Source organism: Lichenifustis flavocetrariae (assembly GCF_026130545.1).
Classification (GTDB): Bacteria; Pseudomonadota; Alphaproteobacteria; order Rhizobiales; family Beijerinckiaceae; genus Lichenihabitans; species Lichenihabitans flavocetrariae.
In genome coordinates, this window is record NZ_JAMOIM010000028.1 from 21,151 (window position 1) to 32,891 (window position 11,741).

An 11,741-nucleotide genomic window follows, 5' to 3' on the forward strand; every position below is an offset into this window, starting at 1 on the left:
CGTCCTTCAGGAGACGTCATCATGTCCAGCACAATGGAGGCGGTGCTCGAGCGCGACGCCGCGAGCGACCCCTCGGAGGCGGGTGCCGGACCCGGGTCTCGGGCCGAAATCCAGACAACGCGTCAGTTCGTCACCTTTCACATGGAGAATGAGACTTTCGCGGTTCCGCTGACCGACGTGCAGGAGATCATCCGCCTGCCCGCCATGGTGGAGGTTCCGATGGCGGCCGCAAGCCTCGAAGGGCTCGCCAACCTGCGCGGATCGGTGCTCCCGATCCTCAACCTTCGGCGCATCTTCCAGATGCCGGATGTGGTCCATGACGACTCGACCCGCGTGGTCGTGCTCAACAACGGCAAGCCTGTTGGCTTCGTCGTGGATCGGATGGCGCGTGTCGTGACGGCTGAGCCGCGCGAGATCGAGAGCATCGACGGGATCCGCGCGACGGTCGACACCGATCTCCTGGAAGGGATCATCAAGCGCGCCCAGGCGATGATCATGATCCTCAGCACGTCCAAACTGGCCGTCGAGATGGGCCAATTGGGGACGCGCGGACCAGGCAAGGCCGGGCACGACAGCGGGACTGGCGTCGTTGACGCAAAGGCCGAAGCAGCTGATTCGGACGAGATCCAACTGGTCTCGTTCGAACTCGATCGCCAGGAATATGCGCTGCCGATCGAAAGCGTGCAGGAGATCGTCCAGGTTCCGGAAACGATCAACTCAATCCCCAACGCACAGGGTCACGTGCTCGGGGTCATGAACCTGCGCAATCGCCTGCTGCCGCTCGTGAGCCTTCGCTCGATGTTCGGTCTGCCTTCGACTGCGGTCGGGGAGCAGAGCCGGATCGTGGTCGTGGCACATTCGGTCGACGGTCAGGTTCAGGCTGTCGGCCTCGTCACCGACACTGTCAAGGAGGTGCTGCGGATCCCGCGTTCGATCGTCGATCCCTTGCCCAATCTGCTCTCGTCGGGGTCAGGCCAGCGCGAAATCGAGAACATCTGCCGGATGGACGGCGGAAAGCGGCTCGTCTCGATCCTGCTGCCCGACCGCCTCTTCCTCAACAGTGCCATTCGCGACGCGATCGGTGGGATGGCCGAAACCGATGGGCAGAGCGACATGAAGGCCGAGGCGGAGATAGTCGCCGACCGCATCGATGACGAGGAGCAATTCGTCGTCTTCCGGGTCGCGGAGGAAGAATACGGCGTGCCGATCGACGCCGTACAGGAAATCGTGCGTATTCCCGATCAGTTGACCCGCGTTCCGAAGTCTCCCGCCTTCGTCGAAGGCGTGGTCAACCTTCGTGGCGCGGTGCTGCCGGTCATCGATCAGCGGCGGCGCTTTTCGCTGCCCGACGTCGAGCGCAACGACCGGCAGCGCATCATGGTCTTCATGGTGCATGGGGTCCGCACGGGTTTCATCGTGGATTCGGTGTCCGAAGTGTTGAAGATCGCGCGGTCGCAGATCTCCGAAGCGCCAGATGTCGCCGTCAACGACGGAAGTGCTGTGGCCCGCGTCGCCAATATCGTCAACCTGAAGCGCATGATCCTGATGCTCGACGTCGAGCGATTACTGACGAAGTCGGAAACCAATGCTCTGAAAAAAGCGCGGCCAACCTGACGTCTGAAGACGTTCGGCGACCCGGGACCTCGTCCTGGGTCGCCGCATTGCGGACACATCCTTTTTCGACGTCTGCAAACCGCACCGGAGAGCATCATGGTCAAGCTTCTGATCGTCGACGATTCCGCGCTGATGCGGAAGTGTCTGCGTGACATCTTCGAGGGGGCAGGGGGGTTCGAAGTGATCACGGCCCGCAACGGCCGCGACGCGCTGGCACAGGTTGCGCAGCACAATCCGGACGTGGTCACGCTCGACATCAACATGCCGGAGATGGACGGATTGACCTGCCTCTCCGAAATCATGACCACGGCCCCCCGCCCGGTCGTCATGGTGTCGTCCATCACGGCCAAAGGCGCGCAGGTGACCTTGGAGGCGCTCGAACTCGGCGCTGTGGACTATGTTGAGAAACCGGGCGGCACGGTGTCGTTGAATATCGACAGCGTGCGCAAGGAACTGTTGGTGAAGATCGAGGCCGCGGCCCGGGCCAAGCCGCGTCGGACACGTGGCCTCGTCCAACGGGTCCGCGCAGTTTCCGAGAAGCAACCCAAGGTGCGCCCCGCCCCGTCGAACGACGCCGTGTCAGGGATCGTCATCATCGGCGTATCGACCGGCGGGCCCCGGACCTTGGAAGATGTATTGCCGGAACTGCCAGCCGATTTTCCGTGGGCCGTCGTGGTCGCGCAGCACATGCCGGGCGCCTTCACGGCGTCCTTCGCGTCGCGGCTCGACAAGATCTGTCAGATGACGGTCGTCGAGGTGGCCGGCCCGCTGCCGTTGCGGCGCGGCCACATCTACATCGGCCGAGGCAATGCCGATGTAATCATCGACACGCGCCTCGGCCGCACCATCGTCAATTCCGTGCGCGAGGACAGCACGTTCCTTTGGCATCCGAGCGTCGAGCGGCTGGTGAGGTCCGCCATGCGGGCAACGGAGCCGGGCCGGCTTGTCTCCGTGCAGCTCACCGGCATGGGCAACGATGGCGCCGAGGCGATGACAGCCCTGCGCAAGGCTGGTGGCCGCACCATCGCCGAGCATGAATCGACGGCTATCGTCAACGGTATGCCGGCCGAACTGATCCGGCTTGGCGGAGCCGACACCATCCTTCCATCCGACAAGATTGCGGAACGACTGACTTCCTGGATCATGTGAGACATCCATGCCGCTGATCAAAGCTTCGAACGTCTCGGCCCGGAAGAAAGCGCAGCCAGTCGCGACGATCGACCGGCTGGCTATCGCTCGTGATCTCGAAAGCCTCGACGTCGACACCCGCATCGCGGCCATCCGGCTCGCCGCACGCTTCGGCGAGGCGGAGCTTCTCACCCGACACTTGGCGGCGGAAACCGACCCGGTTCTGCGCGAGACCCTGCTGACAAGTCTCGTGCGGATCGGCGGTGTCAGGGCTGCCCGCCCCCTGATTGCCTTGCTGGCCACCGATGACGCCTCTCTGCGCAATGCCGTGATCGAGACGTTGCAGAGCATGGGCGAAGAAGTACTACCCGAGATCGAGGCGCAACTTGAAAACCAGGATTCCGATCTGCGCATCTACGCGGTGAACATGCTTCTCTCGTTTCGTAGTCCGCGCGTACCGGATATCGCGCTGCGGGTCATCGCGCAGGATCCGCATGTCAATGTCTGCGCCGCGGCCGTCGATGTCCTGGCGGAAGTGGGACGGCCCGAGATGGTGGAGGCGTTGCAGGCCGCCGCCGCCCGTTTCTCCGACCAGCCCTTCCTGTCGTTCGCGGTTCGCGCGGCCGCCAAGCGGATTGGATAGACTGTGGCTGTCCCCTCGCAGAACGTGAGCATCCCACCGATCTCGGACGAAGACTTCTTGAAATTCAGGGAGTATTTTTACCGCAAGACAGGAATCATGTTCCAGGACAACAAGCGGTATTTTGTCGACAAGCGTATCCAGAGCCAAATGGAAAGCGGCGGTTTCAGGAACTTTCGGCAGTATTTCGACCGGGTTTGCTTTCAGTCCGACGGCGTCGAGCTGCAGGCTCTCGTCAACGCCATGACGGTCAACGAGACCTACTTCTACCGCGAAGAATACCAGCTCAAATGCCTCGTCCAGTCCATTCTCCCCGAGGTCGTGAAAAACATGCATTCCGGTGAGACCATCAAGATCTGGTCGATGCCGTGTTCGACCGGCGAGGAGCCCTATTCAATCGCCTTCTATCTTCTCGAACACTGGTCGCGTGTCGATGACTTCAACATCGAGATCGTCGCATCGGATATCGACACCGAAGTCCTGCGGAAAGCCAAACTCGGCCTCTACGCCGATCGCGCCGTCCAATATGTCTCGCAAGAGACAGTCGGCAAATATATGACGATGACCCGAGACGGCAAATTCCAAGTCATCGACGACCTGCGCAAATCCATCAAATTCACGCAGACGAATATCATCGACGCGATCGAGGATCGATTCTACAGGGGCTTCGATGTCGTCTTTTGCAGAAATCTCCTGATCTACTTCGACGATCTGTCACGTCGGGAGGCGGCTGAAGCCATTTTCACCGCCTTGAGCCCGGGCGGTTTCGTCTGCCTCGGTCATTCCGAATCCATGAGCCGCATCTCGTCTCTCTTCGAGCTTCGAAAGTTTCCCGAAGCGATCGTCTATCAGAAGCCTGCCTAATCATGAATAGGACTCAGATGCCGCACGTCCTGATCATCGACGATTCAAGTACGACGCGACTCTATTATCGCGAAATCCTGGAAGAGGCAGGCTTTGTCGTCGATGAGGCGATCAACGGCATCGAAGGATTGGAAAAGGCCATGAACCGGAGCTTCGACATCTTTCTGGTCGATCTGAACATGCCGAAAATGGATGGCTATACCTTCCTGGGTCAGATCCGTCGGACCGTCGAATTGGAGGCTGTTCCCGCCATCATGATCTCGACCCAAGCACGCGAGGCCGATCAGGTCAAAGCTTACGCGGCGGGTGCCAATCTCTACATGATTAAACCTGTTCACGCCGCCGATCTCACCACCCGAAGCCGGCTGATCACCGGCCAAGGGGCCTCGCCCCGGATGGCGTCATGAACCCGCTTCTCGCCCAGTTTATTCCCGAGGCCCGCGACCTCCTGGAACAAGCCGGTAACGGCATGCTCGCGCTCGAGCGCGACGCGGGATCGCAGAGCGTCATCAACGACGTGTTCCGCGCCGTCCACACATTGAAAGGCTCCTCGGGCCTGTTCGACGTTGGCCCGTTGACGCGCCTCGTCCACGCTGCCGAGGACCTGCTCGGCGAGGTTCGCACCGGCGAGATCCCTCTCAATTCCGATATCGTCGATCGTCTGCTCGACAGTCTCGATCTTGTCGGCCGCTGGATCGACGCGCTCGAGACGCGGGAAGCGCTGCCGAGCGATGCCGAAGCCACGATGACCGAGCGGGTCAAGGTGCTGCGCAGTTGGCTCGCCGAGCCGTCAACAGCCGGTCTCGACAGGGCGACTGCGCCCATGACGTCGGTCGTCACCGAGGTGCCGGACTGGCTCGACCGGTTTCCCGAAGCCGATCGGATGACGGCCTTCAAGGCGCTGTCGCGCCCACGGCTTCTCGCGTGGTCCTTCGAGCCGGATGAGGATTGCTTCTTCCGGGGCGACGATCCGGTCGCCATGCTGCGTCACGCGCCGGGCATTCTCACGCTTCGAGCTGGCCCGCGCGCGCCATTTCCCACCTTCGACAGCATGGACCCGCTGTCCTGCCTGCTGCGGTTCGAGGTCTTGAGCGACACGACACGCGCCGAACTCGACGAGCATATGCGCTACGTCATCGAGCGTGTTGATATCCGGGAGATCGCAAGTGCCGATCTGGCGTCGCCGGTCGGCAAAGCGGCGGGTGGGCCGGTGTTCGGCGACTTTGGCAGGCTCGCGCGCCAGCACCTGGCGGGTGGCGACCGCACGGCCCTTGAACGTGCCGTGTCGACACTGCTGACCATGATCGCGCCTGCCAGCTTCCAGGCTTCGGCCTTGCGGTGGGTGCAGGCTCATCTGTCTTGCCACGGACTGGACAGGCGTGGCGATCTCGAGCGCTTGATCGCGGCCGTCGAGACCGGTGTTCTTCCGCCGCGAAGCGAACATCCGGCGGCGACGTCATCCGCCGCCGAGCCGGCGCCATCGCCCACGGAAGGCGAAGCCGCGCTCCACGATACGGCCCGGACGATCGCGGCCGAGCAGATCAAGGTTCTCAAGACACCGGCTGATCCAGCCCTTGCCCAAGGACGCCTCGAAGCGGTCGCCACCGTGCTGAAGAATTTGGCCGACGCCCTCGGCGACAGTCACATGGCGGCCGAGTTGCCCAACGCCGTTACCGCCTTCCGTCAAACCGGCGATCTCGGACCCCTGCAGGCCCTGGTCGAGACGTTGGGAGAACAACGACCCGAAATTCCGCCGCCAGACCGGATCGCGCCATCTGCCGCCGAGCCGATACCAGCGAGCAGCAAGCCCGGGGCGGCGGTCGACGAGCACGGCGACGTCAAGGCCTTGCCGCGTGTGCTCCGCGTCGATCAGTCCAAGATCGACTCGATCATGAATCTCGTCGCCGAACTGATCGTCGCGAAGAACGGGCTCTCCTATCTGGCGACCCGGGCCGAACAGGTGCACGGATCACGTGTCGTGGCCCGTGAAATCAAAGATCAATTCGCCGTCATCGACCGGATCACCCAGGGACTTCAGGTCGGTGTCATGGCGGTGCGCATGATGCCGGTGAGCCAGGTGTTCCAGAGGTTTCCCCGGCTCGTACGCGACATCTCCCGAAAGCTCGGCAAGAAGATCGAGCTTGTGATCGAGGGCGAAGACACGGAAGCCGACAAGAACGTGCTTGAAAGCCTGGCCGATCCGCTGATCCACATGGTCCGCAACAGTCTCGACCATGGAATCGAGACGCCGGACGAGCGAAAAGCGGCTGGCAAGCCTGAACAGGGCGTGTTGAAGATCGTGGCGCGGCAGGAAAACGACTTTGTCGTGATCGAGGTCAGCGACGACGGCAAGGGCATCGATCCCCTTCGTGTAAAGGCGAAGGCGCTGAAACTCGGTTTGATCTCACCCGAACGTGCCGAGCAGATGAATGATGGCGAGGCCATCAATCTCGTCTTCGACGCCGGCCTCTCGACCAAGGAGGAAGTATCGGATCTGTCCGGCCGGGGGGTCGGAATGGATGTCGTACGCTCGGCCGTCATCAAGGCGGGAGGCGAGGTCTCGCTCCGCTCCACTCTCGGGGCCGGGACGCTCGTCACCGTTCGCCTTCCCCTGACGATGGCGGTCACCCGCATCGTGACCATCGAATGCCGCGGCCGAATCTTCGGCATTCCGATGGACCACGTCGTTGAAACTGTGCGGGTCAAACGCGAACACATCCATCGCATCAAGGCGATGGAGACCTTCGTGCTGCGCGACACGATCATTCCGATCGCGCGGTTGGCGCGCGCACTTCGCTTGCCCGAAGTCGCGAGCGACGCCCAACGCGACGAAGAGGCCGTCATGGTCGTCAAGGTCGGCCGCGAGCGGGTCGGCATGGTGGTCGATGGCTTTCGCGAGCGGCTGGAGGTCATCGTCAAACCGCTCGAAGGCGTGCTGGAAGGGCTACCGGGTTTTTCGGGAACCGCTCTGCTGGGTGACGGGCAGGTCCTTCTCGTCCTCGATCTTCAGGAGATGCTTTGATGCCGATCCGCACGGAAGACTCGCTGATCGCCCTCGATGGTCATTGCACCATCGAAGAGGCGGAAGCGTTGTTCGAGATTCTGCGCGGCATCGAAGAGCCGGTTTTCGACCTCGCGGCGACCAATACGCTGCACACCGCAATCGTGCAGTTGATCATGGCCTCGTCGGGTGTGGTTCGAAACATTCCCGATGACCCGGTTCTCGCGGCCTGCTTTCACAACCGTCGCGCGGCTTAGGGTAACACCATGCCGACGCAAGTCATCGCCATCGCCAACTGCAAGGGAGGAACCGGCAAAACGACGACGACGGTCAATCTTGCGGCCGAAATGGCGCATCGGGGACGCCGTGTTTTGCTCGTCGATCTGGATGCGCAAGGGCACGCGGGCCTCGGCTTCGGCGTCTTCGCCGACCAGGATGAGGCGACCGCGCATCAGGTCTTTCGCCGATCGGGTGTAAGCGTCGTGGGAGCGATCCGGCGCAGCGCCACGGTTGGGCTCGACATCCTGCCTGCCGATCCGACATTCAGAAATCACGGCATGGCCAATGATCCCCGTCGCCTTGCCCAAGCGCTAACGGACCTTGGTGATCGCTACGACACGATCCTCATCGACACGCCCCCCTCGGCCGATCTGCCGCTCGTCGCCGCTCTGGCGGCCGCGCATTGCGTCCTCGTCCCCAGTCAGCTGACACATCTGGCCCATCACGGTCTTGTTCAGTTTTCGCGGCTCTTCTTCAATGTCGCGACCGGGCTCAATCCTCTCTTAAACGCGTTCGCAATCGTTCCCGTCCAGGTCGACATGCGGATGCACCTCCAACAGAAAATCTTAGCGAAATTACTGCAAGATTTCGGGCCGGAGAGGATCTTTCGTGGTATTCGGACCGATGTCGCGCTTGCCGAGGCTTTTGGAGCTGGATGTCCCGTCCGAAACTATCGCCCGACAACGCGGGGAGCCCGTGATTACAACCTTCTCGCAGATGACGTATCTGGTTTTTGGACCCACTAGCCACCGATCGGGGCTGGAGACATCGAGATGAAACCTGTTCTACTTGTCGATGATTCGCCGACCATGCTGTCCAGTATGTCGAGCATCCTGAAGAAAGCGGGCTTCGCGTGCGAAACCGCGGGAACCGGTGAGGCAGCGCTAAGCAAAGTGAGCGGCGGGTTGTCACCTTGTCTCGTGATCACGGATTATCACATGCCTGGCATGCATGGTGTCGATCTGATCGGCAAGCTGCGCAAGCTGGCGCCAACCCGCTTCGTGCCCATGCTGGTGCTCACGACCGAATCCCAGCCCGAGAAGCGTGGCGCCGCCAAGGCCGCAGGTGCCACGGGCTGGCTCGTGAAACCCGTCGATCCGGCGGCTTTGCTTCAGGTTGTCAAGCAGTTGGTGCCGGGCGCATGACCAGCGTCGCCGTGTCGGTGCGCGCAGCCTCTACGTCCGACGCATACGACGACGTCGACGGCCCTGCCGCGGCTGCATCGACGTCGTCGCACGACATGAGAAGGACTGTGTTCAAGGCTTTGATCAGGGTCGGTGTTGCTGCGGTAGCGGTCATGGCGGATCTTGGCCTGCACCGGGTTCTCCCCGGTGCCTTGACCGCGCTTGCGCCTGTAACGGCATTTGCCTTCGGGATGGCCGCTCATTGGCTGACAGGGGCGCAGCGGCAGGGTGCGGGGAGCGGTGCCGAACCCGCATCGCGCCCCGATCGGGCTGCGGCTGAACCGGAAATGGTCGGAGCCGAACGTTCCGGTGTCACGTTGGTGGAGGCGAACGAACGCGACGGCCGTAACGATGTCATTGCATTTCCGGGCCGCCGATCGACCCCAGAGATGGACCGTGCCGTCCAGGAACTCGACCAGTATAGCGCGTTCACCGACATTCTGGCCAAGCAGTTGAAATCCGTCACCGATGTGAGCGAAGAGGCGGCGGGAACCATTCTCAGCAATTTAACCGGGGTCGACGAGAAGGTCAGTGACCTGCTGACCTTCATCCAGACATCTGGGTCGAGCGACCAGGTGACGCAAGTCATTTCCGAGATCGAAAGCCAGATGCAGGGCTGCCGCGAGCTCCTGGATCGATTTGCCATTCGCCAAAGGGACGACGCACAGGAGAGCCAAAGGCAGCGTTCACAACTCGGTGCCGACACGCGCAGTGTGCTCGATGCGCTCGATGGTGTGAACCGCATAGCCCGCCAGACGACCATGCTGTCGCTCAACGTGTCGATTGAAGCTGCGCGGGCTGGCGAAGCCGGGCGGGGCTTTTCGGTGATCGCGGTCGAAATCCGCAAACTGGCCTCCGAAGTCCAGGCGATTTCAAACGATGTTCACAGTCGCGTTGAAGCCTTGATGCAGTCGGTCACCGTCGATCTCAGTCTTCAGACCCAGAATCGCGAAGAGGCGGGGCACAACGCCATTGCAAATATCGCTCAAACGCTCAGCGCCCTGACCGACAACCTCATGACCCTGGTGGCGCATCAGCGTGACATTCTCCAGAAGGTCGAGATCGAGAACGAGGCGATTGCCAAGCCGCTGATGGATATGATGGGCAGCATCCAGTTCCAGGACATCATCCGCCAGCAGTTGGAACAATTGAGCCGCATGGCGACCCAGGTCGGCGAGCATCTGGCCGCTGTCTCCGCCATGCTCGGCTCCGCCAAGACCGACATGGACGACGAGATGCTGTCGGACAAACTCGATCAGATGTTCAACGGCTACGTGATGGCCGGTCAGCGCGAAACCCATATGGCCGCACGCGGCCAAGCCGTCACCCAAGACACGGCCGCACGCATTGAGCTCTTCTAGCCTACGATCAGGATATCTGTGATGGCAGCCGTATTGCTGATCGAAGACGTGGCCGTCGTGCGGACGACCTTGATGAAGTTCCTGGAGCGAGGTGGCCACGCGGTGACCGTCTGCGAGGGAAGCCATGAGGCGTGGAGGCTTCTGAACCAGCAACGCTTCGACGCGGTGGTGACCGACATCTGGATGAAGGACGGCGACGGCCTCGATTTGATTGGCCGCATCCGTGCCAGAGGTGATACGACTCCGATCGTCGTGATCACGGGTGGCGATCCGCGATCACCCCAATCGACCTCTGTCGATGCGGCCATCCGGGCGGGGGCAAATCAGGCCCTGATGAAACCCGTGACCAAGACGCTGCTGTTGGACACGGTGACCGCGTGTCTCCAATCTCCGGGGAAAGAGAATGACGGACAAGCCTGAGGCCAAGGGCCCGATGGTTCTCGGTGAACGCCGCGACGACATTGCCAAGTCCTGGATCCAGAAGATCCTCGCGGTCGCGACCGAGAGCGGCAGTTCAGCGCTGACGGTAACGATGCTTAAGGCTGAGGCCCTCGAACTCCTCAATGCCTTCTGTCGGTTCGTGAGTGTCGCCGGCTACGATATCGAGTCCCGTCACTTCGCACCTGTGGCGGAACTCGCGGCGCGGATCAGCGCCAATCATGCGCGCGAGGGGCTGACCCCGACCGAGACAGCCGTCTTCGTGCTGTCGTTCAAGGATGCGCTCCTGCCCGTGATGATTGAGGCCTTCGGCGACGATCCGCGGGGGCTTCTCGATGAACTGGCGAGCATCAATCGCGTGGTGGATTACCTGTCCATCGAGACCTTCGCGGCTTTCTCGCGGACGCGGGAACAGACGATCGAGCGTCAGAGCCGGGCCATTCTGGAACTGTCGACACCGATTCTCCAGGTCTGGCAGGACGTCATCCTGATGCCGCTCGTCGGTGTGATCGATACGATGCGGGCCCAGCAAGTGATGGAAAATCTACTGAACGCCATCGTCCGGGAACGTGCGCTCGTCGCCATTCTGGACGTCTCGGGAGTGCCCATCATCGACACAAGCGTGGCGCTCCATCTCACAAAGACCGTCAGCGCCGCCAGCATGCTCGGTGCGCAGGTGGTGCTCACCGGAATCAGCCCCGATGCGGCACAGACTCTGGTCAAGCTCGACGTCGACTTCTCCAATATCCGAACGAAGGGGACGCTCCGGGCGGGCCTTTCGGAAGCTCTGCGTCTTGTCGGTCAAAGCATCGAGGCGAGGCTCTAGAGTTCTGCCATGCGCATCCCCATACTCAGGCTCGGCCGAATTCTTCTGACATCGGTTCAGACCGATCTGACCGATGACGACGCTGGGCAATTGCAGGCTGAAGTCCTTCAGCTCTTTCACAGAGATGTTGCCGACGGGCTGGTTCTCGACATCTCGGGTCTGGATGTTGTCGACTCCTACATGGCCCGCCTCCTGAACGAGACAGCCCGCATGGTTCGCATGATGGGGGGCGAGGTGGTGCTCACCGGCATGCATCCGATGGTGGCCTTGACCCTGGTCGAAATGGGACAGGAGATCATCGGCATCCAGACGGCCATCGATCTCGAAGCCGGAGTGGCACGGCTTCGAGAGGTCATCCACGCCCGCGACAAGCGAACAACACAGGGTCGCACGACACCGTAAAACA

Annotated in this window: 13 protein-coding genes; all 13 read left to right on the forward strand. The window is 61.7% G+C overall.

The window, feature by feature from the left end; genetic code table 11:
- Window positions 1-21: 21 nt before the first annotated feature.
- The gene (locus M8523_RS26685; RefSeq protein WP_282587928.1) at window positions 22-1,614 is read left to right on the forward strand and encodes a chemotaxis protein CheW; all 1,593 of its coding nucleotides are present in this window, start codon (window positions 22-24) and stop codon (window positions 1,612-1,614) included.
- 96 nt (window positions 1,615-1,710) lie between these two features.
- Window positions 1,711-2,763: a chemotaxis-specific protein-glutamate methyltransferase CheB gene (cheB, locus tag M8523_RS26690; RefSeq protein ID WP_282587929.1), complete on the forward strand. Its 1,053-nt coding sequence runs from the start codon at window positions 1,711-1,713 to the stop codon at window positions 2,761-2,763.
- A 7-nt stretch (window positions 2,764-2,770) separates the two neighbouring features.
- The gene (locus M8523_RS26695; RefSeq protein ID WP_282587930.1) at window positions 2,771-3,385 is read left to right on the forward strand and encodes a HEAT repeat domain-containing protein; all 615 of its coding nucleotides are present in this window, start codon (window positions 2,771-2,773) and stop codon (window positions 3,383-3,385) included.
- Window positions 3,386-3,388: 3 nt separating this feature from the next.
- Window positions 3,389-4,246 (forward strand): CheR family methyltransferase, encoded by an 858-nt coding sequence (locus M8523_RS26700; protein ID WP_282587931.1) that lies wholly within the window; start codon window positions 3,389-3,391, stop codon window positions 4,244-4,246.
- 17 nt (window positions 4,247-4,263) lie between these two features.
- Window positions 4,264-4,653 carry a response regulator gene (locus tag M8523_RS26705; RefSeq protein WP_282587932.1) on the forward strand — a complete coding sequence of 130 codons (390 nt, stop codon included), beginning with the start codon at window positions 4,264-4,266 and terminating at the stop codon, window positions 4,651-4,653.
- Window positions 4,650-7,268, forward strand: coding sequence for a chemotaxis protein CheA (locus tag M8523_RS26710; RefSeq protein WP_282587933.1), 2,619 nt, complete (start codon window positions 4,650-4,652; stop codon window positions 7,266-7,268). Before M8523_RS26705 ends, M8523_RS26710 begins: the two co-directional genes overlap by 4 nt.
- Window positions 7,268-7,504, forward strand: coding sequence for a hypothetical protein (locus M8523_RS26715; RefSeq protein ID WP_282587934.1), 237 nt, complete (start codon window positions 7,268-7,270; stop codon window positions 7,502-7,504). The genes M8523_RS26710 and M8523_RS26715 overlap by 1 nt, the downstream gene beginning before the upstream one ends.
- 9 nt (window positions 7,505-7,513) lie before the next feature.
- Complete coding sequence (locus tag M8523_RS26720) at window positions 7,514-8,272, forward strand: ParA family protein (protein WP_282587935.1); 759 nt, start codon at window positions 7,514-7,516, stop codon at window positions 8,270-8,272.
- Between the two features lie 27 nt (window positions 8,273-8,299).
- Window positions 8,300-8,671, forward strand: a complete 372-nt coding sequence (locus M8523_RS26725) for a response regulator (RefSeq protein WP_282587936.1) — start codon at window positions 8,300-8,302, stop codon at window positions 8,669-8,671.
- Window positions 8,668-10,071 carry a methyl-accepting chemotaxis protein gene (locus M8523_RS26730; RefSeq protein WP_282587937.1) on the forward strand — a complete coding sequence of 468 codons (1,404 nt, stop codon included), beginning with the start codon at window positions 8,668-8,670 and terminating at the stop codon, window positions 10,069-10,071. Before M8523_RS26725 ends, M8523_RS26730 begins: the two co-directional genes overlap by 4 nt.
- Window positions 10,072-10,092: 21 nt before the next feature.
- The gene (locus tag M8523_RS26735; protein ID WP_282587938.1) at window positions 10,093-10,491 is read left to right on the forward strand and encodes a response regulator; all 399 of its coding nucleotides are present in this window, start codon (window positions 10,093-10,095) and stop codon (window positions 10,489-10,491) included.
- Complete coding sequence (locus tag M8523_RS26740) at window positions 10,475-11,335, forward strand: STAS domain-containing protein (protein WP_282587939.1); 861 nt, start codon at window positions 10,475-10,477, stop codon at window positions 11,333-11,335. The genes M8523_RS26735 and M8523_RS26740 overlap by 17 nt, the downstream gene beginning before the upstream one ends.
- A 9-nt stretch (window positions 11,336-11,344) precedes the next feature.
- Window positions 11,345-11,737: an STAS domain-containing protein gene (locus M8523_RS26745; protein WP_282587940.1), complete on the forward strand. Its 393-nt coding sequence runs from the start codon at window positions 11,345-11,347 to the stop codon at window positions 11,735-11,737.
- Window positions 11,738-11,741: the final 4 nt, after the last annotated feature.

What these genes read in the sequence shown, in the direction of transcription:
- M8523_RS26685 (WP_282587928.1), top strand. Translation starts at nt 22, where the DNA reads ATGTCCAGCACAATGGAGGCGGTGCTCGAGCGCGACGCCGCGAGCGAC.
- cheB (WP_282587929.1), top strand. Translation starts at nt 1,711, where the DNA reads ATGGTCAAGCTTCTGATCGTCGACGATTCCGCGCTGATGCGGAAGTGT.
- M8523_RS26695 (WP_282587930.1), top strand. Translation starts at nt 2,771, where the DNA reads ATGCCGCTGATCAAAGCTTCGAACGTCTCGGCCCGGAAGAAAGCGCAG.
- M8523_RS26705 (WP_282587932.1), top strand. Translation starts at nt 4,264, where the DNA reads ATGCCGCACGTCCTGATCATCGACGATTCAAGTACGACGCGACTCTAT.
- M8523_RS26710 (WP_282587933.1), top strand. Translation starts at nt 4,650, where the DNA reads ATGAACCCGCTTCTCGCCCAGTTTATTCCCGAGGCCCGCGACCTCCTG.
- M8523_RS26715 (WP_282587934.1), top strand. Translation starts at nt 7,268, where the DNA reads ATGCCGATCCGCACGGAAGACTCGCTGATCGCCCTCGATGGTCATTGC.
- M8523_RS26720 (WP_282587935.1), top strand. Translation starts at nt 7,514, where the DNA reads ATGCCGACGCAAGTCATCGCCATCGCCAACTGCAAGGGAGGAACCGGC.
- M8523_RS26725 (WP_282587936.1), top strand. Translation starts at nt 8,300, where the DNA reads ATGAAACCTGTTCTACTTGTCGATGATTCGCCGACCATGCTGTCCAGT.
- M8523_RS26730 (WP_282587937.1), top strand. Translation starts at nt 8,668, where the DNA reads ATGACCAGCGTCGCCGTGTCGGTGCGCGCAGCCTCTACGTCCGACGCA.
- M8523_RS26735 (WP_282587938.1), top strand. Translation starts at nt 10,093, where the DNA reads ATGGCAGCCGTATTGCTGATCGAAGACGTGGCCGTCGTGCGGACGACC.
- M8523_RS26740 (WP_282587939.1), top strand. Translation starts at nt 10,475, where the DNA reads ATGACGGACAAGCCTGAGGCCAAGGGCCCGATGGTTCTCGGTGAACGC.
- M8523_RS26745 (WP_282587940.1), top strand. Translation starts at nt 11,345, where the DNA reads ATGCGCATCCCCATACTCAGGCTCGGCCGAATTCTTCTGACATCGGTT.